This window comes from Zhongshania aliphaticivorans (genome assembly GCF_902705855.1).
Taxonomy (GTDB): Bacteria; Pseudomonadota; Gammaproteobacteria; order Pseudomonadales; family Spongiibacteraceae; genus Spongiibacter; species Spongiibacter aliphaticivorans_B.
On sequence record NZ_CACSIJ010000014.1, the window covers coordinates 359,585 to 385,009 of the forward strand.

The window sequence follows — 25,425 nt, forward strand, 5'->3', positions numbered from 1 at the left end:
AATCTTGCGGCGTTAGCTCGCGCTTTCGCTGCTAGTACCGAATCTTGATGTTTGTCAATACGGTGATGTGCGCCTGTGAGTTATATCACTCTAGGCGTATGGTGCTAGTTTCAAATACCAAAATTACGGTGTAACTATGACTCTCATTCAGGAACAGCGCGATGGACGCCCAGCGATTCCTGAGAACGCGCTAGAATTACTGACAGATATGCAAAAAATTGCTCTGCGTCGAATCGAAAATTTTGGCTGGACGCTTAAATTTATTCGTCAGCCAAGTTTTGAGCCACCGCTAGTCGTGGTAGAAAACTCAACGGGTGTTAATATCGGCGTATTGGAAGAAGATGGCGGTGTAAATTTAAGCCCGCGCATTGTGCTGCGCGAGTAATTTGGCCGTGGGCATTAATTGAAAAATTTAACGACCTGCTCGTCGGGGTCGCGGCTGGCTTTATTGTCATCGAGCTTTTGCAGGTAGTCCTTCCACAGCGTATCTTGCTGTTCGCACAGTTCCCGTAAATACGTCCATGAATAAATTCCGCTGTCGTGCCCGTCGCTAAAAACCAATTGCAAAGCGTAATTGCCAACGGGAATCAGCTCGGTAATTTGTACCTTGAGTTTGCCCGTTTGCAGGGTTTCCTGCCCTGCTCCGTGACCGCGCACCTCCGCTGACGGTGAGTGCACCCGTAAAAACTCACTATTTAAAGCAAACTGCTCGCCACTGGCATAGCTAAGCTCCAGCTGCTGAGATTGTTTGCGGAATTTAATGTCGGTGGGTGCTTGGCTCATGGTGTGATTTCTGCCTATGTAGTGATTTTGAGCTGGGCATGCGTCGGACGTCTGACGTCCGACGCGGAGCTAAAGAATAAACCTGCTCAAATCTTCATCCTTCGCCAATTCACCGAGTTGATCAGAAACGTATTCGGCGTCAATAGTGATCGAGTGGGTATCGCCAGCGTCGAAAGAAATACTTTCCAATAAGCGCTCCATCACTGTGTGCAAACGACGTGCGCCGATGTTCTCGGTGCGCTCGTTTACTTCCCAAGCGGTTTCGGCAATGCGACGAATCCCGTCTTTGCTGAACTCTATTTTTAAGCCTTCGGTGGCGAGCAATGCTTGGTATTGCTCGGTTAATGAAGCGTGGGGTTCGGTGAGAATGCGTTCAAAATCATCGGGGGTCAGCGCAGACAGTTCAACACGGATCGGCAAGCGGCCTTGCAACTCGGGGATCAAGTCTGAGGGTTTACTCAAATGGAAGGCGCCGGACGCCACAAATAAAATGTGGTCGGTGCGGATAACGCCGTGCTTGGTGCTCACGGTGCAGCCTTCAATTAGGGGCAGTAAATCTCGTTGCACACCTTCGCGTGATACATCAGCGCCGCCGGTTTCCTGACGTTTTGCAACCTTGTCGATTTCATCAATAAAGACAATGCCGTTTTGCTCGGTGGCTTCTAGCGCGCGGGTTTTCAGGTCTTCTTCATTGACCAATTTAGCGGCTTCTTCATCTTGAGCTTGTTTTAGCGCAGCTTTAACGCTCATGCGGCGGGTTTTCTTTTTGTCGCTGCCCAACTTAGAAAACATGCCCTGCAGTTGACTGGTCATTTCTTCCATGCCCGGTGGTGCCATGATTTCGACACCAACAGGTGTAGCATTTAGTTCAATGTCGATTTCACGTTCATCTAGTTCGCCTTCGCGCAGTTTTTTACGGAATAGTTGGCGGGTATTGTCGCTGCGTTCTTCGCCATTATTCTCTCCGCGTGCAGGTGGCAGCAGTATGTCGAGTATGCGTTCTTCTGCGGCATCCGCAGCGCGGTGGGCGACTTGCTCCATAGCTTGTTCGCGGTAAAGCTTTATAGACACATCTACTAGGTCGCGAATAATGGATTCGACATCACGACCTACGTAACCCACTTCGGTGAACTTGGTGGCTTCTACTTTAATGAACGGCGCATTAGATAATTTTGCTAAGCGACGAGCGATTTCGGTTTTACCGACGCCGGTGGGGCCGATCATTAAAATATTCTTTGGGGTGATCTCGTTGCGCAGATCTTCTTCTAACTGCATGCGGCGCCAGCGGTTGCGCAGGGCAATGGCCACGGCGCGCTTGGCGTCGCTCTGGCCAACAATGTGTTTGTCGAGTTCGTGAACAATTTCACGGGGTGTCATATTAGACATCAGATACTCCGAGGGCGCCGAGGCGCTTAGTATTCTAGTGATTCGATGGTGCGACTGTGGTTGGTGTAAATGCAGATATCGCCCGCAATTGTCAGGCCTTTTTCTACAATATCCCCAGCGCTTAACTCAGTATTGTCCATCAGGGCGCGGGCCGCTGCGGTGGCGAAGGAGCCGCCAGAGCCGATGGCGATCATATTGTCTTCGGGTTCGATGACGTCACCGTTGCCACTGATGACGAGGGTGGTTTCTTTGTCTGCAACAATGAGCAGTGCTTCTAGCTGGCGTAATGACCGCTCGCTGCGCCAGGCTTTGGCGAGCTCTACAGCGGCGCGAACTAATTTGCCAGAATGCTTCTCAAGTTGGGCTTCAAATAATTCAAAGAGGGTAAAGGCGTCGGCGGTGCCGCCGGCAAAACCTGCCAGAACTTGATCTTTATAAAGGCGGCGGACTTTGCGGGCGTTGCCCTTCATGACCGTATTGCCCATGGTGACTTGGCCGTCGCCGCCGATGACAACTTGATTGTTGCGGCGAACGGAGAGGATTGTGGTGCCGCGAAACTGTTCCACGCGGGACTCCTTATCGTTAATAAAAATGCGGTGGGGTTCGATATGGTAGGTGGGGTCGCCCCTGAGGATTTCAAGGGCGGCTTGCGTCTTAACTTGGCGCTATTTCTTTTGGCGGATAACCAGTGTGTCGATGCTTTCGTTGATAAGCTTGCTGCGTGCGTCGCTGAGGGTGTTGTGAGATTGAAACGGCCCCACGTATACCCGATGCCAGCGGTCGCCATTGGCTTCTACCGATTCTACTTTGGCGTCTAGGCCAAGAAGCAAAATTTGAGCTCGGCGACGGTCGGCATCTGCACCTTGACGGAAGGAGCCGGCCTGCAAGATGTAGCGCTCGCCGCTGATATCGGGTTTTTCAACCGGCGGCTTGTCTACTTGCTTGATGGCGTTGCTTGGCTTCTTCGGTGCTGGCCGTGGTTCTTCGGTCACGATCACTTCGCGCTCAGGCAACACGGTAAAGAAGTCGAACTTGGTATTGCTGGTAACGTCTTTACGGTCTTTTTGTGCCTTTTCTTGTGCGGCAGCGGCCTTGCTTGCCGCTAACTTCGCTTCGCGTTCGGGGTGTTTGCTAATAACGGTAGAGTAGACCAGTACCGAGCAAATAATACCGGCAATAAAGCCCGTGCCGAGTAATGCTGAGGCGGGAAGTCCCTTACGCTCTGGGCTGCGAGTCGCGCCGCGAGTTGTCTTCTTTTGTGTTGCCATGCTGTTACATTTCCTCTGGGGCAGACACCCCCAGCAGCGTCAATCCATTGTGTAAGACCTGCTTGACTGCGCATGCCAGCGTAATACGGGCATCGCGCACTGCGGTCTCCACGCCCAACATTTTGTGGGCGTTGTAATAAGTGTGAAAATCGCCCGCTAATTCTCGCAGATAGTGTGCGAGTGAATGTGGCTCAAATTGTTCAGCCGCGCTGAGCAGTATTTCTGGGTAGCGAGACAATTTAACCAGTAAATCCTTTTCAACTTCGTGACTCAGTTCTGACAATTGGGCAAGGCCGGCGTCCGGCGTCCAAGTTTCACCCTGATCAGCGAGTTTGCGCACAATGCTGGCCACCCGCGCGTGGGCGTATTGGATGTAATACACCGGATTGTCTTTGCTCTCTGACTTCGCCAGCTCTAGATCGAAATCGGTTGCTTGATCGGCTTTGCGCATAATATAGAAAAAGCGCGCAGCGTCGTTGCCCACGTCTTCCCGGAGTTCTCGTAAGGTAACGAAAGAGCCAGAACGAGTAGACATTTGTACTTGCTGGTCGCCGCGATACAGAGACACAAACTGTACCAACTTCACTACCAACTTTTCTGGATCTAGGTTCAGTGCTTGTAGGGCTGCTTTTACACGGGCGATATAGCCATGATGGTCTGCGCCCCAAATATTCACAACGGTGTCGAAACCGCGCTCAAATTTATTGAGGTGGTAGGCAATGTCCGAGGCGAAGTAAGTGGTTTGGCCGTTATCGCGTTTTACGACGCGATCTTTGTCGTCGCCGAAGCGGGTAGACATAAACCACAGGGCGCCGCTGCGTTCTTCAATAAAGCCGTTGTCTTGGAGTTTGCGAATAGCGCGGTCAACCTGATCGGGGTCTTGGGTTAAGCTGCGCTCAGAAAACCATTCTTGGTATTCAATACCAAATTCGGCGAGGTCGCTGCGGATGTCACCAAGAATTGCATTTAAACCCTTATTAAAGGTAATGCTGTAATTGTCACCAAGTAAGTCTTTTGCGCGGTTGATTAAGTCGTCGATGTGTTTTTCTTTATCGCCTTCTGGTGCGTCCGCACGTATGTTTGCAAACACATCGCTGGCGCTGTGGTGCAAGATTTTGCCGTGCTCTTCTAATAGTTCGCGGCCGTAGTCGGCAATGTAGTCGCCTTGGTAGCCATTGCTGGGAAAGGTGATGTCTTCGCCGCAGGCTTGTAAATAACGTAGCCATACACTGGTGCCAAGGATGTCCATTTGGCGACCGGCATCGTTTACGTAGTATTCGCGGCAAACGCTATAACCAACCGCTTCCAGCATATTGGCCACACTTGCGCCGTAAGCGGCACCACGGCCGTGGCCGACATGCAGTGGGCCGGTTGGGTTGGCCGATACAAATTCAACTTGCACCGATTTTTCGCGGCTAGCTTGGCGACCAAAGTTATTTCCTTGGGCGAAGATGTCGTGCAGCACTTGAAAATTGCTCTCTTCATTCACGAAGAAATTAATAAAACCGGGGCCGGCGATTTCAACTTTGACGATATCGCTGGTGTCGGGCAGGGCATCGACAATTTGCTGGGCAATCGCGCGGGGGTTAGATTTTAAGGGCTTTGCTAGCGTCATCGCGATATTGCTGGCGAAATCGCCATGGGCTTTGTCGCGGGTGTGCTCTACCTGAATAGTTGTCACCACCTCGTCTGGCCACGACTGGGCACTGCGTAGGGTTTGCAGGGCCTGTTGGATATGCTGGGCGACTTTCTCTTTCATGGTGTGGCAAAAGCTCTTAGGTCAAAAACAAGGTCGCGTATTATCACTGTTTACGCGCCATGCTGCCAGTGCTGGGGCGATTTGCTGTGAACTGAGTTGGGGGCCTAAAAAAGGTCGATAGGATCAACGTCGACGGACCAACGCAGGTTTTGTGGTTTGTTTAATTGGTCGCCGATATGGCAGGCGGTATGCAAGTGTTGGTGCAGCAGGCTGCGGCGCTCAGCCTGCAAAATAAGTGCGGCGCGGAATCTGCCGGCCTTGCGGGTCATTGGCGCGGGTAGCGGGCCAACGATGCTCCACTGAGTGTCGCCAATTGGTAGCGCAGTCCTAATTTGTTCAAGAAATGCCTCTGCGCCCTGTAGCGATGTGGCATCTGCGCGAATAACAGCGCTAAAGCTGATCGGCGGCAGTGAGAACAGCCTGCGCTCGGCAAGTAGTTGCTGGGCAAAAGGCTGGTAGCCCTTATTGACCAGAGCTTCTAGCGCGGGGTGTTCTGGGCAGTGGGTTTGAATATACACCGTGCCGAGTTTGTCGGCACGACCAGCGCGGCCAGCGACTTGAATCAATAGTTGGCCGCTGCGCTCAGGGCCGCGAAAGTCTGCGCTGAATAAGCCGCCATCAATGTCGACAATCCCCACTAGCGTGACATCAGGAAAATGATGGCCTTTGGCCAGCATTTGGGTGCCGACCAAAATGCAGGGTTTGCCGGTGTGGATGTCGTCGACCAGCGACTGCATGCTGCCCTTGGCAGAAGTGGTGTCGCGGTCAATACGGATCACTGCGACGTCTGGAAAGTGCCGCTTTAAGCTCAGTTCCAAGCGTTCAGTGCCTGGACCTTGAAAGATGAGTTGATGGTTGTGGCATTGTGGGCAAATACTCGGCAGGGCTTCGCTGGCATCGCAGTGGTGGCAGCGGAGTTCGCGGCGGCCAAAATGCACCGTCATTTTAGCGTCGCAGGCTTGGCAGTTTGCCAGCCAGCCGCAGCTATGGCATTGCAATTGGGGCGAAAATCCTCGGCGATTTAAAAAGATGAGCGCCTGATTACCAGCGTTCAAAGTGCGGGTAGTCGCATCGAGTAGCGATTTGCTAAGGCCTTCATCTAGGGCCTCATTGCGAATGTCGAGTAAACGTACACTGGGCGCGCTGGCACCGCCGGCTCGCTCACGTAATTCCAGCAATTGGTAGCGATTTTGCGCAACATTATGCAGGCTGTCGAGGCTGGGTGTTGCGCTGCCTAGCACCACGGGGCAGTGATGGTCTGCGCCACGTTTTACGGCAATGTCTCTTGCAGAATAGCGCCAGCCGTCTTGCTGTTTGTAGGAGGCATCGTGCTCCTCATCAACAATGATCAGTCCTAATTTGTTAAAGGGTGTAAACACCGCAGAGCGGGTGCCAAGCAAGATTTGGTGTTTGCCAGATTGAATATTTTGCCAGTTTAGTAGGCGTTCGCCGTCGCTGAGTCCAGAGTGTAGGGTGCTTACTTGTTTGGGGAAGCGCTGCTCAAAACGCTGAAGGGTTTGTGGTGTTAGGCCGATTTCTGGAATCAGCACCAGCGCTTGCTCATCGCGAGCGAGACAATTTTCAATGGCGCGAAGATAAACTTCGGTTTTGCCGCTGCCGGTTACCCCATCGAGTAAAAAGCGCTCGAAGCGGCCAAGCGCGCTCGAAATAGCATTTACGGCTTCGTCCTGTTCGCTGTTTAAAACGGGTTTATTCGCTTGCTGGTCTTTTCGTTTGACGAGAGGGGCGTCCGCTTTGCATAAGTAGCCGCCATTAATCAGGGTATTGAGAACGTTGTTGCTATAACCCAAGTCTTTAATTTGTCGGCGCGAAAGTTGCCCAGACTGCTCGATCACTGAGAGTAGGCTGCGCTGCTGATGTGCCCGCGCTGACAAGGTCGGCAATTGGTTTATTTGCTCGCTGCACTGCCAATATTGGGCGGGCTTTTCTTTCGCGGGCTCTGCTTTGCGAAGGGTTACAGGCAGCATTTGTTGGATGCAGTCGCCGATGGGGTGATGATAATAATCAGCGGCCCAGCGCCCTAGCTCAACGAGATATGGGGAAAGTGTTGGTTTACTGTCTAGCACTTTAAGCACTGCTTTCATTTTGCTGCTGGGGATGTCGCTGCTGACATCGGTGGCAATAATGACACCGACTAGTCTCCGTGACCCAAAGGGAATGCTCACCCTCATTCCTAGTTCGGGCTCTTGCTGCAATGCGTCCGCCCACAGGTAGTCGAAGCCTCGGCGCAGGGGGCAGGGAACGGCAATGGTGACAAGTTTCGGCATGAAAAAGCGGTTTCGCTATGGCAAAGAGCCACAGTGTATAAGAAATAGCGTGGCGGTAAGAGTCTCGTTTTTAGCTCATGGCGCGTCTTGCTTGCTTATTGAGCTATTTCTGTTAATATTCGCCGCCTGAATTTCAAGCTATTTTTTGAGCTTGTCAGCCCTGCGCGGTGCCCGGCAAAAGATCGGGTGGCGGCGACCATTGAGGAAAGACCCATGAAAGCAGATATCCATCCGAATTATGTTGCTATCAACGTAACGTGCAGCTGTGGTAACGCCTTTGAAACGCGTTCTACCCTTGGCCAAGCACTTCATGTTGACGTATGTGCATCATGTCACCCGTTCTACACCGGCAAGCAAAAAATGCTGGATACTGGCGGCCGTGTTGATAAGTTCCGCAAGCGTTTCGGCAGCCGTGGTACCACTACAGCGTAATATCGCAGTAGTGCTTGGTGGTCTGCTAGATGCAGCCACACTAAGAAAGTGCCTGGTTAAGTATTTGACCGGGCATTTTTGTTTTATAGCTTTTGATTTTGCAAATGTTTCAAAGTGTCACGGTGATGGCTGATACTTTTCACACGTCGAATCGCTAGTGCAAGCAACGACGATGTATCCGCTGCTGGCCAAAGAGCACAGCTGGATGTTGTCAACGAACACTCGAGTCTTCTTCATTTAGCTGCAATGCAGCGTTGTCATACAACTGTTATTGTTAGCGCTAATACTTTTATAACGGCTTTTGCACCCTCTGTGGAAAAGCGAGAATCGGGAAATAAAGAATGTCCAAAGATGTGAAACAGGCGGCTCTGGATTACCACTCTCTCCCAACCCCGGGCAAAATTGGCATTATGCTGACTAAACCGGCCGAAACCCAATACGACCTGTCGCTGGCGTATAGTCCGGGTGTTGCTGAGCCTGTGCGTGAAATCGCAAGAGACCCTCTTAACGCGTATAAATACACTAGCAAGGGTAATTTGGTTGCAGTAATTTCGAATGGCACGGCAATTTTGGGGCTGGGTGATCTCGGTCCGTTGGCCAGTAAACCGGTTATGGAAGGCAAGGCACTATTATTTAAACGTTTTGCTGATATTGATTCGATTGATATTGAAGTTGATGCCGAAGACAGCCAAGCCTTTATCGACACGGTTAAACGTATTTCAATTACCTTTGGTGGCATCAATCTAGAAGATATCAAGGCACCCGAGTGTTTTGAAATTGAGCGCGTATTAAAAGAAATTTGCCCAATTCCTGTTTTTCACGATGATCAGCACGGCACTGCAATCGTTACTGCAGCGGGCATGTTGAACGCGCTAGAGATTCAAGGCAAAAATCTTGAGACCGCAAAAGTGGTTTGCCTTGGTGCGGGTTCTGCCGCCATTGCCTGCATGAAGTTGCTGGTAAGCTTGGGTGCGCAATACCAAAATATTTATATGATCGATCGCCGGGGTGTTATTTATCCCGGTCGTGCGGGTTTAAACAAATATAAAGAAGAATTCCAAAACGACACCGACGCGCGCACCTTGAGTGACGCAATTAAAGATGCAGATGTGTTCGTTGGTTTGTCTGGTGCAGATTTACTAAGTGCCGATATGCTGCGCTCCATGGCGCCAAAGCCAATTGTATTCGCGTGCTCAAACCCCGATCCAGAGATTCAACCTGAGTTGGCTTGGTCGGTGCGCGATGACATTATTATGGCCACTGGCCGTTCTGATTACCCTAATCAGGTAAATAATGTTTTGGGTTTTCCCTTTATTTTCCGTGGTGCCTTAGATGTACGTTCAACGGCGATAAACGAAGAAATGAAGATTGCCGCGGTTCACGCCATTCGTGAGCTGGCAAAAGAAGATGTACCGCAGGCGGTGATTGATGCCTGTGGCGTGGGTGAGCTTTCATTTGGCCCAAACTACATTATTCCCAAGCCGGTTGATCGTCGTCTATTAGGCAAGGTGTCTGCAGCGGTTGCGCAGGCAGCGGTCGATAGCGGTGTAGCGCAATTACCGTATCCGGCGCATTATCCCTTGAGTTAAGCCTTTTGGTTTAATTCGAAAGGCCGCCTAGCACTATGTGCGGGCGGCTTTTTTTATGGCCTTGGTTTGAACTTATTCAACGGCTTTACGTGTTGCCGTTTTGCGCAATAATTTTGTGAATGCTGTCCCGCAGCCATTCATGAGCGGTGTCGTTACTGGCGCTACGATGCCAATACATCATCATTTCTAGTGCTGGAATTTTGAGTGGTAGCGGCATGGTCGCTAGCGGCAGAAACTGCTGAAAGCGCTGGGCTAAATGCAGGGGTAGGGTGAGCAATAAATCTGAAGTGGCAACAATATGGCTTGCCGAGTAATAACTTTGGCCACGCAAAATAATATGTCGGTTCAGCCCCTTGCGGTTTAGGGTGGCATCTTCAAGGACCGCGCCTCGACTGCGACCTGACACGGTAATGTGCCCTGCATTTAAATACTGTTTTAAGCTAAGTGATTGTCCGCATAATGGATGGTCTCGGCGCATTAGCACGCATAAATTATCTTTAAATAAAAATTGCTGCTGAATGCTGTTGTCGACGGGCTGAGGAATATCTATTGCCATCGATACTTCGCCGCTGATGAGTTGGCGGCTTAGTTGGTCGCGCACTAAACGCTGGCTTTGGAGTTTTACTCCTGGGGCGTGCTGCTGTAACAAGGTAATCAATTCTGGCAAGGCCACAAACTCTATGGGATCACCCATACAAATAATAAATTGACGCTGTGAGGTGCCAGGGTCGAAGTCCTGACCTTTGTGCAGGCTTTCTTGCAAGGTCATTAATGAGTTTGCGATATCCTTGGCAATACTGTCGGCCAGTGGCGTTGGCGCAATGCTGCGGCCGCGCCGTACAAATAGGGGGTCGTCAAAATGTTCACGCAACCGCGCGAGGGCGTTGCTCACTGCCGGCTGGGTGATGTGCAGGTCTTTGGCAGCCTCTGTTAATGAGCTTGCGCGGTAGACGGCATCAAAGACTTTGAATAGGTTTAAATCCATGCTTATTATTAATACCTGTTGCGTTTTATACATTCATAGCTGTGATTATAGATCATTTATATAATAAATTAGACTGATGTATTGCTGGGGGCTATCTTTGATCAGATAACCACAGGAGAGCAAACCATGGATTTTAGCCACAGCCCACGTTGCCAAGACCTTATCGATCGCGTGCGCGCATTTATAAAAGACCGTATTGCGCCGGTAGAGGCAGATTTAATGCCTGAATTGTTGGCGGGTAATAGTGGTAGCGACTGGACACAGTGGCGAGTTGACCCCCGTGTCGAAATGCTTAAGGAAGAAGCCAGAGAGCAGGGCTTGTGGAATTTATTCCTGCCCGACGAAGAGCGTGGCGCAGGATTGACAACTTTGGAATACGCGCCGCTTGCTGAAGAGATGGGCCGCTCCCATCTTGCTCCGCAAGTATTCAACTGCAATGCGCCAGATACCGGCAATATGGAAGTATTGTGGAAATACGGTAGTGACGAGCAAAAGCAGCGGTGGCTAGAGCCTTTGTTAGAGGGCGAGATTCGTTCAGTATTTTTTATGACCGAGCCGGATGTAGCATCTTCTGACGCCACCAATATGGAAGCGACCATTATCGAAGATGGCGATGATCTTATTCTTAATGGTAAAAAATGGTGGTCTAGCGGTGCCGGTGATCCGCGCTGTGAAATCGGTATATTTATGGGCGTGAGTAATCCCGACGCGGCTCGTCATAGTCGTCATTCTATGGTCTTGGTTCCCATGAATACGCCGGGCGTTACTATTAAGCGTATGTTGCCGGTCTTTAATCATTTCGATGCACCTGAAGGACATGGCGAAGTGTGGTTCGAGAATGTTCGTGTGCCCAAAACGAATTTAATTTTAGGCTTGGGGCGTGGTTTTGAAATTGCTCAGGGGCGTTTAGGACCCGGTCGTATCCATCATTGCATGCGGGCTTTGGGAGCGGCTGAAAAAGCCTTAGAGTTATTAATTAAGCGCGGTACATCCCGAATTGCATTTGGTAAGCCGATTATCAATCTTGGTGGTAATCAAGAGCGGCTTGCTAATTTTCGTATCGCTATAGACCAAGCGCGGCTGCTAACACTGTATGCGGCGTGGAAGATCGACTCTGTGGGTGCGCTGGGCGCATTAACCGAAATTTCAGCGATTAAAGTGGTTGCGCCGAATGTACTGCAAGACGTGGTAGACGCCGCGATACAAATTCACGGCGGCGCGGGTGTCTCTAACGACACACCACTGGCGAATATGTTTGCGATGGCGAGGGTGCTGCGTTTAGCTGACGGCCCAGACGAAGTGCATCGCGGATTAATTGCCAGAATGGAATTAGCTAAATATAAATAATAAATTTAATTTTTCGGAGCAGATACGATGGGATCTAAGCGAGTTTTTATCACTGGTGGTGCCTCTGGGTTGGGGCGCGCTTTAGCAAATCGTTTTGCAGATGCGGGCTACTCGGTATGCATTGGAGACGTGGATGATGGTCGTGGTGCGGAAGCACTTGCGGAGCTAAAAGCTAAAGGCAAGGCACATTACGTTAATTGTGATGTGACTAAGGAGCATGCCCTTCAAAGTGTGGCTGATTGGTTGTTGACCAATTGGGGCGGCGTCGATGTTGTCATTAACAATGCCGGCGTGGCGTCTGCGGGTGGTATTGCTGAATTCTCGATGGATGATTGGGAGTGGGTTGTAAATATTAATCTGCTCGGTGTTGTTCGTGGCTGCAAGGTGTTTGCGCGTTTAATGCGCGACCAAGGCGGTGGCCATATTGTGAATATCGCGTCGCTGGCGGGACTAGTTTATCCACCCAAAATGGGTTCGTATTGCGCAACTAAAGCCGCTGTAGTGGCGCTATCCGAAACCATGTCATTAGAGCTTGATGCTGACAATATAAATGTGTCGGTAGTGTGCCCCAGCTTTTTTAGAACAAATCTGGCCGAGTCGGCCCGTGCTTCAGATGCAGATAGCCAAGCTGCAACACAGCGTTTGGTAAATAAGGCGAAGCTCGGTGCGGATGAAATTGCGGGGCGAGTTTTTAAAGCAATAGAGAAAGGTGATTTCTATATTCTTCCTCACGCCGAAGGGCGCGCGGTCTGGCGTTTGAAACGCCTGTTACCGTTTAAACGTTATCGCGCCATGATGTTGAAGCAAACGGCGCGGATGATGACGAATAAGCGTAAAGGTTGATCGGACAATGGAAAATAAGGCTGTGATCGACGTAGCGGGTAATGTACGCAATGGCGAAGAATTAGACATTGCCGCTGTGGATGCATGGTTAAAACCGAGGATAGAGGGTTTGTCCGGTGATCCCATTGTCACACAATACAGCGGTGGCGCATCTAACTGGACTTACCGCTTGGAATACCAAAGCCACGATCTTATTTTGCGCCGACCGCCCAAGGGAACCAAGGCAAAATCGGCTCACGATATGGGGCGGGAATTTAAGGTGCAGTCGGCGCTCGCGCCGGTATTCCCCTTCGTGCCAGACATGCTTGCCTTCTGTGATGATCCTTCGGTAATTGATTGTGATTTTTATGTCATGCGTCGGATCGAAGGCCTAATCCCTAGGGCCAATATGCCAAAGGGATTACAGCTTTCGCCTGAGCAAACCCGCGACTTATGTTTGTCGGTAGTTGATAAATTAGTGGCCTTGCATCAGGTGGATTATAAATCTGCTGGATTAGCGTCATTGGGTAAGGGCGACGGTTATTGCGAGCGACAAGTGCGAGGTTGGAGCGGCCGCTATCAAAAATCCAAAACATGGAATGTGCCCAGCTTTAAAAAAGTAATGACGTGGTTGGACGCGAACACACCAAAGGATGTGCAGACCTGTGTGATTCACAATGATTTTCGTTTTGATAATGTGGTGTTAAATCCTGAAAACCCTGCGGAGGTATTAGGAATTCTCGACTGGGAAATGGCAACGCTTGGTGATCCTCTAATGGATTTAGGGAGCGCGCTGGCGTATTGGGTGCAAGCCGATGATGACAAGATAATGCGTGCGACGCGGCGTCAACCGACCCATCTACCGGGAATGCTAAGCCGTAAAGAAGTTGTATCCTACTACTGCGAAAAAATGGGTTTGAGTACAGACAGCTGGGCGTTCTACGAAGTGTTCGGCCTGTTTCGTTTGGCGGTTATTATTCAGCAAATTTACTATCGCTATCATCATAAACAAACGAATAATCCAGCCTTTAAGAACTTCTGGTTGATTGTGTGGTATTTAGATCGTCGCTGCCGGCGAATTATTCGGGAGCAAGGCTAATGCCGGCTTTGTATTTAATTCGTCACGGTCAAGCTTCATTCGGGGCGGAAGACTACGATCAGCTATCTGAGTTAGGCATGCGTCAGTCGCAGCATCTGGGCGAGTTTCTTGCGGCCCAAGGGATTGCTCCCAATGCCGTCATTTGCGGGGGTATGAAACGTCACCGTCAAACTGCTGAGGAGTGTTTGAATGCGATGGGTTTAGGGGCGCAGCTTGTGGACGACGCGTCGCTATGGTCGACAGATTCTGATTGGAATGAATACGATCATCTGCAAATACTTGAAGCCTACACCGCGTTGCCGGGGGTGGGTGATCGCATGGTTGAGGATATGGCTGGGGAGAATCCTAAGGCCGGATTTCAGAAACACTTCTCGCTTGCGATGCAGCGCTGGTGCGATGGTAAATACGATAATGAGTATAGAGAAACTTGGTCGGCATTTTGCGGCCGGGTAGAGCGCGGTTTAGCTACGGCGGCCAGTGCGAGTGGTAATGTGTTTGTATTTACTTCTGGTGGTGCGATCTCTGCGGTGAGTCGCCAGCTATTGCAGCTAAATGATATGAAAGCCCTGTCGCTTAGTTGGACGCTAGCGAATGCTGCTTACAGTAAAGTGTTGGCAGGTAAAAATGGTGTCGTACTAGCGAGTATGAATGAGCACAGCCATTTAGATGGTAAGTGCCGCGATCTTTTGAGCTACCGATAAGCGTAAATGATTTTTAAATGGGAAATATTATGCGTAAAAATATATTAATTACCGGCGCCAGCTCAGGTCTTGGCGAAGGTATGGCTAGACAGTTTGCCGCAAAAGGCTGCAATCTTGCGCTGTGTGCGCGGCGCATGGAGCCGATGCAGGCATTAAAGGCTGATATTGAAGCGAGCTACCCTAATGTAAAAGTATTTATTCGCGAGTTAGATGTGTGCAATTACCCACAGGTATTTGAGGTGTTTCGCGCTTTTCAGCAAGACATGGGCAGCATCGATCGGGTGATCGTGAATGCGGGTATGGGAAAAGGTGCCTCGCTGGGGACAGGATACTTCGAGGCAAATCGTCGCACCGCTGAAACCAATTTTATTGGCGCGCTAGCACAGTGTGAGGCGGCATTAGAAATATTCCGCGAACAAAACAGTGGTCACCTCGTCACCGTTTCGTCAATGAGTGCAGTGCGCGGTATGCCCCGTGCTATTAATATTTACGCTGCTACCAAGGCTGGGTTGCGAACCATGAGCGAGGGCATACGCGCTGATGTATTGGGTACGCCAATCAAAGTAAGCTGTATATTGCCTGGTTTTATTCTTACGCCAATAAATAAAGATTTGAAGAAGGCACCATTGCGTGTTGATTTAGAGACCGGCTGTAAGGCCTTGGTAAAGGCGATAGATAAAGAGCCCGCCGAAGCTAAAGTCCCAGCGTGGCCCTGGGTGCCAATGGGTGTCGTAATGAAGTTTGCGCCATTAAAATTTATCGCCAAAATGACTTAAATATTCCTGCTTTCCCGCCTGCATTATATTTATAGCAGGCGGGTTGAGTGCGTGCTAAAAGCCTAGTGCTTGTCCTTCTCTGCGGGGGTCCGCGGCGCCCTTTAATTTTTTGTCTTCTATTAAAATTCCATGTAAACCACTGGTTTGATCACGCTCTTTAAACTGGTGTCCGCGCGCTTTAAGCTGATTCTTTAGCTCGCTGGTGAAGCGTCCAATTTCTAATTCGCTGGTGTCACCCATAGCGATGATGTGGCCGCTGCTAATGGCTGCTGCAATGTCTTGTTTTTCAACAAGAATGCGGTAAAGGCTCACGGCGACGTAATCTATGATCCTTGCGCCGCCGGGTGAGCCAATCGCAAGCAGTGGTTTATTATCTTTGAATACAATTATTGGCGACATAGATGAACGGGGACGTTTGCCGGCTTGAATTCGGTTTGCGATTTTGCTGCCATCACTATTCGTAGGTGTGAATGAAAAATCACTTAGCTGATTATTCAGTAAAAAACCGTCAACAAAAATTCGCGAACCGAAGGCGGTTTCAATGCTAGTGGTCATGCTAAGTACATTGCCCTCAGTGTCAACAATGCTGAAATGGCTGGTTGATGGAAGTTCGGGCGATGTACTTGTAATACGCTGAGGGGCTAGCGGCGGCTTGCCAGCCTCGGTCTGTGGGGTGCGCTGATCAAGCTTAATCAAGCTCGCACGCTTGGCTAAGTAAGTTGAATCAACTAGGCCAGCGGTAGGCACGCTCACAAAGTCAGGGTCGCCTACATAGGTATTTCGATCTGCAAAAGCGAGGCGCGATGCTTCAATGAAGGTGTGTATAAAATCGGCTTCTGTAAATGTAGATTTATTTTTTTCTACTTCCTCAATCATTTTTAAAATAGCGATGACGGTTGTGCCGCCGGAGGAAGGCGGTGGTGCACCGCAAACTTGGTAAGTATGAAAGGCAGCACATACCGCGGCCCGCTCCTTGCTCTGATAGTTCGCTAAATCGGCGGCGCTTAACAAACCCGTGCGGTTTGGGTCGCTGTGAATTGCTTTGACCATATTCTTAGCGATAGCGCCTTGATAAAACGCTTTGCTACCACCTTTCGCAATTTTCTTTAAGGTGGCGGCGTAGTCTGGGTTTTTAAGCAATGTGCCAATCGCCTTTGGGGTAGTGGCGTCACTAAAGAAATACGCACTGATAGCCGGGTTAACCGCCACCTTTGGCATTTGAACTAGTAATGTATGTAAACGCGGTGAAATGGCAAAACCGTTTTCGGCGAGTGTAATTGCCGGAGAAAATAAATCTGCCCAAGGCAATTTGCCGTGCTTTTTATGTGCAGCTTCTAGCATCGCAATAACGCCGGGAACGCCCACGGAATGTCCGCCGACCACCGCGTCAAAAAAACTCATTGGCGCGCCATTAGGTTTCAAAAAATAATTTTCGTCGACGGCCTGAGGTGCCGTTTCGCGGCCATCCCAGCTACTTAATTGATTGTGCGCAGCGTCCCAATGCAGCATGAAAGCGCCTCCGCCGATACCGGATGATTGGGGTTCTACCAAACCCAATACGAGTTGAGCAGCAATGCCAGCATCGACGACAGAGCCGCCCGCCTTGAGTATTTTTACAGCGGCCTCGGTGGCATAGGCGTTTGCTGTAACCGCCATTGCCGATTTAGCTTTAACGGTGTGTGAGGCCCTAAAGCCGCTGGCGGCCTCGGGTACGATTACCGGATCACTGGCAAACGTAGCGCTGCAAAACACGACCAAGCTAAAGGCGAAAGTTGTTAAAAAAAGCGGCTTTTTATCGGCAATAGAAGACATAAGGGATATCACTAGAAAGGACATGTCTTGCAGCTTGCCACGCTAAAAACGAATGCGCAAATACCCCGCTAAAGCGCTGGGGAATAACAGCGCTGTAATGGTATTAGCTTTGGAGCCTGATATTCATCGCGGCTGGTAAGAGCAATGCCGCTAGCTGCTCATGCTTAAAACCGGCTTAATCACTTTGCCACTCAAGGTGTCGGCAACGGCTTTATTAATGTCTTCGAAGGCATAGCGCGTAACGAGCTTGTCTAGCGGAAGCTGACCGGCGCGGTAATATTCAATCATACGGGGAATAAAATCTCGGGGTACTGCGTCCCCCTCTATGGCACCGCGTATTTGTTTGCCGGTGGCCATAAGCAGGCCCATATCGATATTGAGTTTCGCGCCCGGCTTACCCACGCCAACGCAGACCAAACAGCCACGCGGTTTTAGGGTTTGGAAAGCTGCGTCGGCAACCGCTGGCGCGCCGGTGGTATCGAGGGCGTAGTCGATTCCACCGAGCTTTTGCAGCGCTTTTTGCAAGGATTCCTGATCGCCGCGAATACAGTGTGTTGCCCCCAATTCGCGGGCCATGTCCAGTCTGCTGTCCATTATGTCGACGGCTATAATTGGGCTGCAGCCCGCTATTTTCGCGGCAGCAATAGCAGATAGACCCACCGTGCCGCAGCCCAGTATACAAATGCTGCTGCCACTTTCAGCGGCCATACTTAGCAACACTGAGCCCATGCCGGTCTGCACGCCGCAAGCCAGTGGCGCCATTAAACTCGGGTCTAGGTCGTCTGCCAGCGGCACCATATTTTGGGTGGCGGCAATAGCGTGAGTGGCGAAGGACGATTGTGCAAAGAAGTGGCCGGTGATGGCTTTGCCCTGTTGGCTTATGGGTGAGCTACCGTCGCTGCGAGAGCCAAGTACCTGATATACCAAGCCTTGGTCGCAGTACCCCGGTGCTGCGCTGCGGCAATTCTTGCATTGGCCGCAACTGCCAAAGCTCATAAGTACACGATCACCAACGGCGAATTCGCTTACGCCTTCGCCTAATTGCAGTATGCGACCGACGCCTTCGTGGCCGAGCACCGCAGGCAGTGGCACCGGCATATATTGGTCGCGGGCGGCGATATCGGTATGGCAAATTCCCGTTGCTTCCACTTCTACCAAAACCTCATTGGCCTTGGGTGAATCTAGCTCGCAGTTTTCAATACAAAATGCCCCGCCCTGTTCCTTTACTACTGCGGCTGTTATTAGCATTTTGCGATTACCTCTAAGCTGATTGTGTTGTTAAAAAAATCCCCGCCGAAGCGGGGTAGGCAGGGATTGTCTGTATAAAGTCGGTATTAGCCAACCGCGAGCATGGTGATGCGGTAGCGGCCTGGGGCTTGCCCAAACCAACGTTTAAAGGCTTTCTGAAAAGCACTTTGATCACTGAAGCCCAGTTCTGCAGAAATATCTAACAGCCCCATGTCATGGTCGGCTATAAGCTTGCGAGAGCGCTCTTTTCTGGCCTCGTCGACTAAACATTTAAAGTTGGTGTCAGTGTGATTTAGGCGGCGCTGCAGAGTGCGGGGCGCAAGGCTAAGATCCGCCGCAACATCTTCTAGGCGCGGTACACCCTCGGGAAGCTGGCGAACAATACAGTCCATCACATCGCGAATAACGCGGTCTTCCAATTGTAAATTAGCCAGCTCTGCGCGGGCGGCTTGTACCAGCGAGCGGTGAATAGCGGTGTGTGGAAAGCGGGTTGGGCGGTCCAAAAAGTGACTGTCGAATTCTACGCAGTTGCTGTGGCTGTTGTAGTGTACTGGGGCTTCAATAATACGGGCGATTTCTTCGGAATTCGCTGGGCCTTGGTGCGTAAAATGAATTTCACGCTTGCTGCACCAGCGGTCTAACAGGGGTTTATTAGCGCGGTACCAGCTGGTAAAGAAAAATTCTATTACCTGCCGAGAGGGTGCTTGGCGCGGTGGCAACTGCCAGCTTAGGCGGGCCAAGTCATCGTTAATGGGATTGAAGTCGACGTCGCCGTGGTCGATAAGTAGACGCGAAAAATCGACTACCGCGTTGACTGCCTCACGGGTGCTTGGTGCGCTCATACCCAAATAGTTGACCATGCCCCAAGCTTGCTTAGAGCTGTGGGCGCCAGCGTGGGCGCCAAAATAATAGTCGTTTAGCAATTGGCTGCCGGCATCTAATAACATTTCAAACAGGCGCAGTGGGAAGCGGCCATTGTCGGTAAGGTGCTCATCTGGTGTATGGCGCATCACCGCATGTAGCTGTTGCTTGGTGATACCTTTGCTCGACAGATACTCTAGGGTGCTTTGCAGATACTCGTTGCAGACGGTGGGTGTGCGCACAAAATTCTCCTGTGACGCACCGCATTGGCATATGCGCATTGGCATATGGCTACGGCGCATTGTTATTGTATGAGCGGCGTCACGCTGCCGATGGGCTGTACATTAGCAGCAATAAACTGTCCTTAACGACTGTTCGGTATCATTATCGGCCACAACTGCTTATCATTAGCGGCCAGATAATAATAAGGTGAGAAAGTGCAGCTGTTCGAGCTGGAACATATGGGGCGGCGGCGCTTGGCGGCGCTGCGGGATATTTTGCAATCTCGTTATCCCCAAATCGATAGTCGTCAGATCGCAATGGACTGCGGTATTAAATCCGATTGGTCGCAGGCGACGAGTGAAAATCGCAGCCTACAAGCGGCGCTGCGCGCACTGACGCAACTGCGTGAGGGGCCGGTGTCAGATATTGCTTTGCAGCTTGGTGATCAAGCGCAAATTACCGATTCTGGATTATTAGGCTACGCCGTCTTAACTGCGCCCACGGTCTTGCAGGCGGCGCGTATAACAAGCCATGCCTTGAACCAATCAAACTATTTATTGCGCAATAAAATAGTGATGTCTGGGGAGCATGCGCGCACAGTGTTTACCGTAGCGGGCACGGCGCGGAGTCAGAGCGAACAGATATTGGAAATGAGCATGATTGCAGTGTGGCGCTGCATACAGGCGATTATTCCCAGTGGTCGCGCTGTCACACCAAGCTACGTCACCTTTAATTTTCCGGCGCCGCCGTATAAAGACCGCTTTACTGAATTGTTCGCCTGCCCAGTTGAATTCAATAGCTCCCATTCGGTTTTGGCGATGCCAAAGTCGCTGGTGCACGTGACCATCCCCTCAGGCAATGCCGAGTTAATACGCACATTTTCTAGCGAGTTAAAGCAGTTACTTGGAGATGGATATCGGGGTAATAGTATTACGGCGCGGGTGAGGCGAGCCCTGATCGAAAATCCTCAATCTTGCGCCTATTCTCTTGAAGGTACTGCCAAACAATTAAATATAGCGCCGCGTAGTTTACGGCGCTATTTATCCCAGAACGGACAAAGTTTTCGCCAGGTCTGCTTAGAGGTGCGTATGCAGCTCGCACAGCAGTATTTGCATAGCAGTAATATGCCCTTAAAGGCCATCGCGTATCAGTTGGGTTATAAGCACGCCAGCAATTTTAACCGTGCTTTTTGCGATTACTTTGGCGCGCCGCCAGAAACCCTACGTCGTCGCCGTCAGGAAACCAACTCCAACTCTGCCAATTTGCCTAAATGATAATCCTGCTGGCCGCAGAGCAATTCCATTACCGTAAGCCGTTTAAAATAGGCGCCGACATTGAGTTCGTCGGTCATACCAATACCGCCATGTAATTGCACGGCTTGCTGCCCCACATAGCGGGCACTTTCGCCAAGCTGTACTTTTAATTGCGCTGCTGACTTTTCTTGATTGTTGCTGCCTAGTTGTTGGCAGGCGGCCCACAATAATGAACGCAACTTTTCGGCGACAATCACCATGTCGGCAAAGCGATGCTGCAATGATTGGAACATCGCCAAGGGCATGCCGAATTGCTTGCGGGTCAGCAAATATTCCTGAGTAATGACTAACAATTGATCTATGGCGCCGATTGCTTCTGCGGCCATGACAACTATCGATTCGGATATCGCGGTTTGCAGCAGGGCTTCCGCTTGGCTAGCGCTTGCGATTATCGCACTTGCGGGAAGCTCAACATTGTTAAATTCAAGATCGGCGGCGCTATTGCCGTCGGCCAGCAAATAGCAGCGTTGCGTAATGCCGCTGTGTTTGGCGTTTAGTAATAAAAGTTGCAGATCACCGCCGCTGTCTCGTGTACTCACAATATAAAATTGGCTTTCCGCTGCCGCCAATACCGCCTGCTTTTTGCCGTTTAAAACATAGCCATCGGCACGGGTGATAAGTGTGCATTGAGTTAGGAGGGGATTGCCCCGCGAGCTAGATTCTTCCCATGCCAGACTCACTAAGCTCTCGCCTGAAATAAGCGCAGCCAAGTGGGATTTAGCGTCGTCGTTATTTGATGCTGCGAGCAAGCGGCCGGCGACGGTTACCGGCAACACGGGTTCTAGCACTAGGCCGCGCCCAATCTCTTCGGCAACCGCCATCAAGTAGGGGAAGTCTAAATCTAGGCCGCCGTCGGCTTCTGAAAAAGGTAGGCCCAGTACACCGAGCTCGGCCAGTTGTCGCCAGTAGCCGGTATTGAATACCTCAGATTTTTCGACGCGTTGACGCCGTGTTTCGTAATCGTAATGATCTTGCACAAAGCGACGCAGGCTGTCTCTAAAGGCGTTTTGATCTTCGCTGTATTGATAAAACATAGTGTGTTCCTGAATATTCCGGGTGCTTAGGCGCTATTCTTTAATGTGATTTGTGTCAGACGCCCATGACCGCTTTGGCTAGTAAGCTGCGTTGAACTTCATTAGAGCCGGCATAAATCGAGGCGGCTCGTGTGTTTAAATAATAGGGCATGGCTAACATATCGGCTTCGCTGCCCATTGCCGCTATTCCACTTCCCACATGGAGGGCGGAATGTTGTTGGGCAAGCGCGTCTACACCAGAAATTTCTAATTGCAACTCTGAGTACTGCTGCATCACTTCTGAGCCGAGAATTTTTAGCAGAGAGGCCATTGGGCCGGGATTCTCGCCGTGCTTTAGATTGGCGTTAACGCGCTTCTCGGTGTGCTCAACGGCGCTAATATCCACCTCAAGTTTGGCGAGTTTACGCGCAATGCTAACATCGTCTATTAGCCGCACGCTGCTTTCATTGCTTTGCTGACAGCGAGCGCGCAGGCGTTCAAATGCCGGTGTTAGCCACGCGCCAAAGGTGCTGCCGCCGCGTTCAAATTCCAGTACGTATTTGGCAACGCTCCAGCCCTTGTTTTCTTCGCCAATCCGGTTGGCCTTGGGAACGCGTGCATCGGTGAAAAACACCTCGCACTGCTCTGGCTCGCCGTCTAAGCCGATGATGGGGTGCACTTCAATGCCGGGGGTGTTCATATCTAGTAGCAAGAAACTAATACCTTGCTGGGGTTTGCCTTCGCTGCTGGTGCGCACTAGGGCAAACATTTTATTGGCGTGATGGCCGTAGGTTGTCCAAGTTTTAGAGCCGTTTAAAATATAGTCATCACCGTCACTGTCGGCGCGACACTTTAGCGATGCTAAATCAGAACCGGCACCGGGTTCGGAATAGCCTTGGCACCAAAAGTCGTCGCCGGACAACATGCCCGGTAGGTACTTAGCTTTTTGTTCTTCGCTGCCAAAGCCGATAACAGCTGGGCCTACCATTTGAATGTTTTGCGGCAATACCGGTGGCAATTCCAAGCGGTTACATTCTTCAACAAAAATATAGCGCTGATGAATAGTCCATCCAGTCCCGCCGTATTCCACCGGCCATGCCGGTGCGACCCAACCTTTGTTATAAAGTATTTTCTGCCACGCCATCGCCTGCTTAAACGGGGCAAACACACTGGTGGTTTTACGGCCGGCTTCGCGAATTTCGTCGGTGGCGGCGCTCTCAAGAAAGTCGCGAACTTCACGGCGAAAGGTGTCGAGTTCACTCAACTGATTAGACATCATCAATTTCCTACGAGCTTAGAATTTCGAATTAATTGGAGTCCGCCGCCGTGGGCAGCGGATCGGGGTTCGTTGATGCGAAGAAAGCGCAGTACTTCGATTTCAAAATACTGGCGTAAATCATCTTCTAATGGCTGCGGATTCCGAGTTTGTGTATTCACGTAATTGAGCAGCGCCTTACCTACCGCCCGCAACTTTTGGTCTTGGTAAAAGCGGCAGCCCAGTTCAATGCTATCGGCTTGCACTTCAAGTACCGAGACTTCAACGTAGAAGTCTTGGCTGATGCGGGCGGCGGATAAAAAATCTAATTGCATCGACGCCGCATGCCACATTCCCTTGCGTGCCTCAGGCGTCGCTAGGGCCGCGTTAACCTCTGCCAAATAGCGAAGGCCAGCCTGTTCAAAGCAAATCGACAGCAGCGTATTGTTTAATCGCCGTCCCTCAGTGTCTTTAAAATCAGACTGCGCGAAGGTAAAGGTTTTCATAGGTGTTTCCTCAAGCCGGCAGTGCGTTTAGCGTCGCCATGATTAGTTTGCGCTCACCATGCCCGCTAGGCGTAGAGCAATGATGGCTTGGCGATAATCTCGGTCCCACCGGGCGTCATTTTTCAGCAGAGGGCAAACACTCCTGCTACTGCCTGTGCACTCTAAGCAAATGCCGCCGAGGCAGACAGGTCGGTGCGCGACAATACTTGTCCAATGGCGTCAGCGGACAGAAAACGGCCCCAGAGTCCGCACTGGCGCCCTGCGACAAGCCTTGGCGCAGCTCACCAATCCTCAATGCCAATAGCATTGCAGAATGAAACGCTGAAAATAAAATGAGCTGCGCAGAGGCTGACGATGCTGATCCACCAAATGATTGAATATAACGCCCAGAACTATCCTGCGCTGATTGCACTGCGCTTTGCGGGCGCGACCATCACTTATGGGCAGTTCAATGCCCGTGCGAGATCACTTGCAGCCGGTCTTCAAGAGCTTGGTTTAAAGGCGGGAAGCCGCTTGGCGCTGCTGGCAAAAAATAGTCTTGAGTATCCATTATTACTGTTGGCTTGCTTAAAAGCGGGCATCACCTTGGTTCCGCTAAACTATCGGCTGGCGCCAATGGAGTTGAGTTATATCCTCAGTGACAGCAAGAGTGAAATACTGGTAGTGGGCGATGCGGAATTGTTGAGCGCTGCGGCGCAATCAGAGGCAGTTGCGGCTATCGCGCATCGTTTTTATTGCGGTGGCGCCGAGGGTGATTGGCGTGCCTTGACGGAGTTAGAAATTGATCCCGCTAAGTTGTCTCCGCATCACGGCAGTGAGCAGGACACGGTTTTACAGCTTTATACCAGTGGCACCACGGGTTATCCCAAGGGCGTGATGATTGGTCATCGCCAACTGAGTGACGGTTACATCATGACCAACCAAATTACACCGCGTGCTCAGGTGGCAGACAGCGGTATTATTCCTCTGCCCATGTTCCATGTAGCGGGTATGGCGGCGACTTTGTATTGGTTGTGCAATGGCATGACTGTTGAGCTAATGGCTGACTTTATTCCCCAGCAGGTGGTGGACGCCATTATTAGCAATGATCGCTGCGATATTGTCTTAGTGCCCGCAATGATTCAGGCGATCTTAGCCTTTGTGCCAAATATTCAGGACTACGATTTCTCGTCTTTAAAACGTATTACTTATGGCGCGTCGCCTATATCTTTAGAAACGTTGCAGACCGCTTTAAATATTTTTAAATGCGATTTTGTGCAAGGTTTTGGTATGACCGAACTGAGCTGCATGGTGCTGTGTTTGCAGCCTAGTGACCATGAGCGCGCCTTGGCGGGGGAGCCGAATTTGCTGCGTAGCTGCGGTCGGCCTTTGCCCGGCGCGGAATTAAAAATAGTAGACGAACAGGGTAATACCTTGGCCCCCGGCGAGACTGGTGAATTACTCGTGCGCTCATCAACGACCATGCAGGGCTATTGGCAATTGCCAGAAAAAACCGCCGAGACCATTGTTGATGGCTGGCTGTATACCGGCGATGCCGGTTATTTAGATGAAGACGGTTTTTTTTATATTCGCGACCGGGTGAAAGACATGATCGTTTCCGGCGGTGAAAATATTTACCCAGCGGAAGTAGAGAATGCCTTGTTTAGTCATCCCGCGATCCAAGACGTTGCTGTCATCGGCGTTCCCGATACTAAATTTGGCGAAGCGGCATTGGCGGTGTGCGTATTAAAAGCGGGTGAGGCGGTAGACGGCAATGCCCTCGTCGAATTTTGTAAAACCCGCTTGGCAAGCTACAAAACACCGCGTCAATACAGCTTTGTTCAGGAGCTGCCGCGTAATCCCTCGGGCAAGGTATTGAAGCGAATTTTGCGCGAGTCTTATTGGCAAAATGCCGAGCGTCAGGTCGGCTAGTAATATTTATTCTTCGTTGATCCGCAGGTGGTGGCTCGCAAGGTCTACA

23 protein-coding genes are annotated in these 25,425 nt (G+C 50.8%); 10 read left to right on the forward strand and 13 right to left on the reverse strand.

Annotation, left to right across the window (positions count from 1 at the left end):
- Positions 1–136: 136 nt before the first annotated feature.
- A complete protein-coding gene (locus tag GVJ32_RS13740) occupies positions 137–385 on the forward strand; it encodes a hypothetical protein (protein WP_103684370.1) in 249 nt (82 codons plus the stop codon).
- A gap of 14 nt (positions 386–399) precedes the next feature.
- Here the strand turns inward: GVJ32_RS13740 and GVJ32_RS13745 are convergent, their stop codons facing one another.
- From GVJ32_RS13745 to GVJ32_RS13770, 6 genes are all read right to left on the reverse strand, one after another.
- Positions 400–783 (reverse strand): gamma-butyrobetaine hydroxylase-like domain-containing protein, encoded by a 384-nt coding sequence (locus GVJ32_RS13745; protein WP_159240666.1) that lies wholly within the window; start codon positions 781–783, stop codon positions 400–402.
- Between the two features lie 69 nt (positions 784–852).
- A complete protein-coding gene (gene hslU, locus GVJ32_RS13750) occupies positions 853–2,169 on the reverse strand; it encodes an ATP-dependent protease ATPase subunit HslU (protein ID WP_159240667.1) in 1,317 nt (438 codons plus the stop codon).
- 26 nt (positions 2,170–2,195) lie between these two features.
- Positions 2,196–2,735 carry an ATP-dependent protease subunit HslV gene (gene hslV / locus GVJ32_RS13755; RefSeq protein ID WP_103684373.1) on the reverse strand — a complete coding sequence of 180 codons (540 nt, stop codon included), beginning with the start codon at positions 2,733–2,735 and terminating at the stop codon, positions 2,196–2,198.
- Positions 2,736–2,834: 99 nt separating this feature from the next.
- Positions 2,835–3,437, reverse strand: a complete 603-nt coding sequence (locus GVJ32_RS13760; RefSeq protein WP_159240668.1) for an SPOR domain-containing protein — start codon at positions 3,435–3,437, stop codon at positions 2,835–2,837.
- A gap of 4 nt (positions 3,438–3,441) precedes the next feature.
- On the reverse strand, positions 3,442–5,196 hold the full coding sequence (argS, locus tag GVJ32_RS13765; RefSeq protein ID WP_159240669.1) for an arginine--tRNA ligase: 1,755 nt from the start codon (positions 5,194–5,196) through the stop codon (positions 3,442–3,444).
- Positions 5,197–5,300: 104 nt separating this feature from the next.
- A complete protein-coding gene (locus GVJ32_RS13770; protein WP_159240670.1) occupies positions 5,301–7,484 on the reverse strand; it encodes a primosomal protein N' in 2,184 nt (727 codons plus the stop codon).
- A gap of 213 nt (positions 7,485–7,697) precedes the next feature.
- Between GVJ32_RS13770 and rpmE the strand changes: the two genes are divergently transcribed.
- Together rpmE and GVJ32_RS13780 are read left to right on the forward strand one after the other, a co-directional pair.
- The gene (gene rpmE, locus GVJ32_RS13775) at positions 7,698–7,916 is read left to right on the forward strand and encodes a 50S ribosomal protein L31 (RefSeq protein WP_159240671.1); all 219 of its coding nucleotides are present in this window, start codon (positions 7,698–7,700) and stop codon (positions 7,914–7,916) included.
- A 341-nt stretch (positions 7,917–8,257) separates the two neighbouring features.
- Entirely contained in the window at positions 8,258–9,505 is a 1,248-nt protein-coding gene (locus GVJ32_RS13780; protein WP_159240672.1) for a malic enzyme-like NAD(P)-binding protein, read from the forward strand.
- Between the two features lie 85 nt (positions 9,506–9,590).
- Here GVJ32_RS13780 and GVJ32_RS13785 read toward each other — a convergent pair whose 3' ends face one another.
- Positions 9,591–10,490: a LysR family transcriptional regulator gene (locus GVJ32_RS13785; RefSeq protein WP_159240673.1), complete on the reverse strand. Its 900-nt coding sequence runs from the start codon at positions 10,488–10,490 to the stop codon at positions 9,591–9,593.
- A 126-nt stretch (positions 10,491–10,616) separates the two neighbouring features.
- Here GVJ32_RS13785 and GVJ32_RS13790 point away from each other — a divergent pair, with 126 nt between their 5' ends.
- The 5 genes from GVJ32_RS13790 to GVJ32_RS13810 are packed head-to-tail and all read left to right on the forward strand — an operon-like array spanning position 10,617 to position 15,235.
- On the forward strand, positions 10,617–11,837 hold the full coding sequence (locus tag GVJ32_RS13790) for an acyl-CoA dehydrogenase family protein (protein WP_159240674.1): 1,221 nt from the start codon (positions 10,617–10,619) through the stop codon (positions 11,835–11,837).
- Between the two features lie 27 nt (positions 11,838–11,864).
- Positions 11,865–12,680, forward strand: coding sequence for an SDR family oxidoreductase (locus tag GVJ32_RS13795; RefSeq protein ID WP_159240675.1), 816 nt, complete (start codon positions 11,865–11,867; stop codon positions 12,678–12,680).
- 7 nt (positions 12,681–12,687) lie between these two features.
- Complete coding sequence (locus tag GVJ32_RS13800; protein ID WP_159240676.1) at positions 12,688–13,758, forward strand: phosphotransferase family protein; 1,071 nt, start codon at positions 12,688–12,690, stop codon at positions 13,756–13,758.
- Entirely contained in the window at positions 13,758–14,459 is a 702-nt protein-coding gene (locus GVJ32_RS13805; RefSeq protein WP_159240677.1) for a histidine phosphatase family protein, read from the forward strand. The genes GVJ32_RS13800 and GVJ32_RS13805 overlap by 1 nt, the downstream gene beginning before the upstream one ends.
- Positions 14,460–14,488: 29 nt before the next feature.
- A complete protein-coding gene (locus tag GVJ32_RS13810; protein ID WP_123181508.1) occupies positions 14,489–15,235 on the forward strand; it encodes an SDR family oxidoreductase in 747 nt (248 codons plus the stop codon).
- A gap of 54 nt (positions 15,236–15,289) precedes the next feature.
- Here GVJ32_RS13810 and ggt read toward each other — a convergent pair whose 3' ends face one another.
- From ggt to GVJ32_RS13825, 3 genes are all read right to left on the reverse strand, one after another.
- Positions 15,290–17,047: a gamma-glutamyltransferase gene (gene ggt, locus GVJ32_RS13815; RefSeq protein ID WP_159240678.1), complete on the reverse strand. Its 1,758-nt coding sequence runs from the start codon at positions 17,045–17,047 to the stop codon at positions 15,290–15,292.
- A gap of 150 nt (positions 17,048–17,197) precedes the next feature.
- Complete coding sequence (locus GVJ32_RS13820) at positions 17,198–18,295, reverse strand: NAD(P)-dependent alcohol dehydrogenase (RefSeq protein WP_159240679.1); 1,098 nt, start codon at positions 18,293–18,295, stop codon at positions 17,198–17,200.
- 86 nt (positions 18,296–18,381) lie between these two features.
- Positions 18,382–19,398: an AraC family transcriptional regulator gene (locus tag GVJ32_RS13825; RefSeq protein WP_235035135.1), complete on the reverse strand. Its 1,017-nt coding sequence runs from the start codon at positions 19,396–19,398 to the stop codon at positions 18,382–18,384.
- A gap of 195 nt (positions 19,399–19,593) precedes the next feature.
- On the opposite strand from GVJ32_RS13825, the gene GVJ32_RS13830 reads away from it, so the two are divergent.
- Positions 19,594–20,652, forward strand: coding sequence for an AraC family transcriptional regulator (locus tag GVJ32_RS13830; protein WP_159240680.1), 1,059 nt, complete (start codon positions 19,594–19,596; stop codon positions 20,650–20,652).
- On the opposite strand, the gene GVJ32_RS13835 is transcribed toward GVJ32_RS13830, so the two are convergent.
- Genes GVJ32_RS13835 through GVJ32_RS13845 form a run of 3 tightly spaced genes read right to left on the reverse strand, consistent with a single transcriptional unit; the run spans position 20,613 to position 23,465 of the window.
- Positions 20,613–21,725 carry an acyl-CoA dehydrogenase family protein gene (locus GVJ32_RS13835; RefSeq protein ID WP_159240681.1) on the reverse strand — a complete coding sequence of 371 codons (1,113 nt, stop codon included), beginning with the start codon at positions 21,723–21,725 and terminating at the stop codon, positions 20,613–20,615. The genes GVJ32_RS13830 and GVJ32_RS13835 overlap by 40 nt on opposite strands.
- Before the next feature lie 55 nt (positions 21,726–21,780).
- Positions 21,781–22,980 (reverse strand): acyl-CoA dehydrogenase family protein, encoded by a 1,200-nt coding sequence (locus GVJ32_RS13840; protein WP_159240682.1) that lies wholly within the window; start codon positions 22,978–22,980, stop codon positions 21,781–21,783.
- 2 nt (positions 22,981–22,982) lie between these two features.
- On the reverse strand, positions 22,983–23,465 hold the full coding sequence (locus tag GVJ32_RS13845; RefSeq protein WP_159240683.1) for an acyl-CoA thioesterase: 483 nt from the start codon (positions 23,463–23,465) through the stop codon (positions 22,983–22,985).
- 354 nt (positions 23,466–23,819) lie between these two features.
- Between GVJ32_RS13845 and GVJ32_RS13850 the strand changes: the two genes are divergently transcribed.
- Positions 23,820–25,376, forward strand: a complete 1,557-nt coding sequence (locus GVJ32_RS13850; RefSeq protein WP_159240684.1) for a long-chain-fatty-acid--CoA ligase — start codon at positions 23,820–23,822, stop codon at positions 25,374–25,376.
- The last annotated feature ends 49 nt before the right edge of the window (positions 25,377–25,425 follow it).

Excerpts from the sequence above, each read along its gene's own strand:
- GVJ32_RS13740 (WP_103684370.1), top strand. The coding sequence starts at position 137 with ATGACTCTCATTCAGGAACAGCGCGATGGACGCCCAGCGATTCCTGAG.
- GVJ32_RS13745 (WP_159240666.1), bottom strand. The coding sequence starts at position 783 with ATGAGCCAAGCACCCACCGACATTAAATTCCGCAAACAATCTCAGCAG.
- hslU (WP_159240667.1), bottom strand. The coding sequence starts at position 2,169 with ATGTCTAATATGACACCCCGTGAAATTGTTCACGAACTCGACAAACAC.
- GVJ32_RS13760 (WP_159240668.1), bottom strand. The coding sequence starts at position 3,437 with ATGGCAACACAAAAGAAGACAACTCGCGGCGCGACTCGCAGCCCAGAG.
- argS (WP_159240669.1), bottom strand. The coding sequence starts at position 5,196 with ATGAAAGAGAAAGTCGCCCAGCATATCCAACAGGCCCTGCAAACCCTA.
- GVJ32_RS13770 (WP_159240670.1), bottom strand. The coding sequence starts at position 7,484 with ATGCCGAAACTTGTCACCATTGCCGTTCCCTGCCCCCTGCGCCGAGGC.
- rpmE (WP_159240671.1), top strand. The coding sequence starts at position 7,698 with ATGAAAGCAGATATCCATCCGAATTATGTTGCTATCAACGTAACGTGC.
- GVJ32_RS13780 (WP_159240672.1), top strand. The coding sequence starts at position 8,258 with ATGTCCAAAGATGTGAAACAGGCGGCTCTGGATTACCACTCTCTCCCA.
- GVJ32_RS13785 (WP_159240673.1), bottom strand. The coding sequence starts at position 10,490 with ATGGATTTAAACCTATTCAAAGTCTTTGATGCCGTCTACCGCGCAAGC.
- GVJ32_RS13790 (WP_159240674.1), top strand. The coding sequence starts at position 10,617 with ATGGATTTTAGCCACAGCCCACGTTGCCAAGACCTTATCGATCGCGTG.
- GVJ32_RS13795 (WP_159240675.1), top strand. The coding sequence starts at position 11,865 with ATGGGATCTAAGCGAGTTTTTATCACTGGTGGTGCCTCTGGGTTGGGG.
- GVJ32_RS13800 (WP_159240676.1), top strand. The coding sequence starts at position 12,688 with ATGGAAAATAAGGCTGTGATCGACGTAGCGGGTAATGTACGCAATGGC.
- GVJ32_RS13805 (WP_159240677.1), top strand. The coding sequence starts at position 13,758 with ATGCCGGCTTTGTATTTAATTCGTCACGGTCAAGCTTCATTCGGGGCG.
- GVJ32_RS13810 (WP_123181508.1), top strand. The coding sequence starts at position 14,489 with ATGCGTAAAAATATATTAATTACCGGCGCCAGCTCAGGTCTTGGCGAA.
- ggt (WP_159240678.1), bottom strand. The coding sequence starts at position 17,047 with ATGTCTTCTATTGCCGATAAAAAGCCGCTTTTTTTAACAACTTTCGCC.
- GVJ32_RS13820 (WP_159240679.1), bottom strand. The coding sequence starts at position 18,295 with ATGCTAATAACAGCCGCAGTAGTAAAGGAACAGGGCGGGGCATTTTGT.
- GVJ32_RS13835 (WP_159240681.1), bottom strand. The coding sequence starts at position 21,725 with ATGTTTTATCAATACAGCGAAGATCAAAACGCCTTTAGAGACAGCCTG.
- GVJ32_RS13840 (WP_159240682.1), bottom strand. The coding sequence starts at position 22,980 with ATGTCTAATCAGTTGAGTGAACTCGACACCTTTCGCCGTGAAGTTCGC.
- GVJ32_RS13845 (WP_159240683.1), bottom strand. The coding sequence starts at position 23,465 with ATGAAAACCTTTACCTTCGCGCAGTCTGATTTTAAAGACACTGAGGGA.
- GVJ32_RS13850 (WP_159240684.1), top strand. The coding sequence starts at position 23,820 with ATGCTGATCCACCAAATGATTGAATATAACGCCCAGAACTATCCTGCG.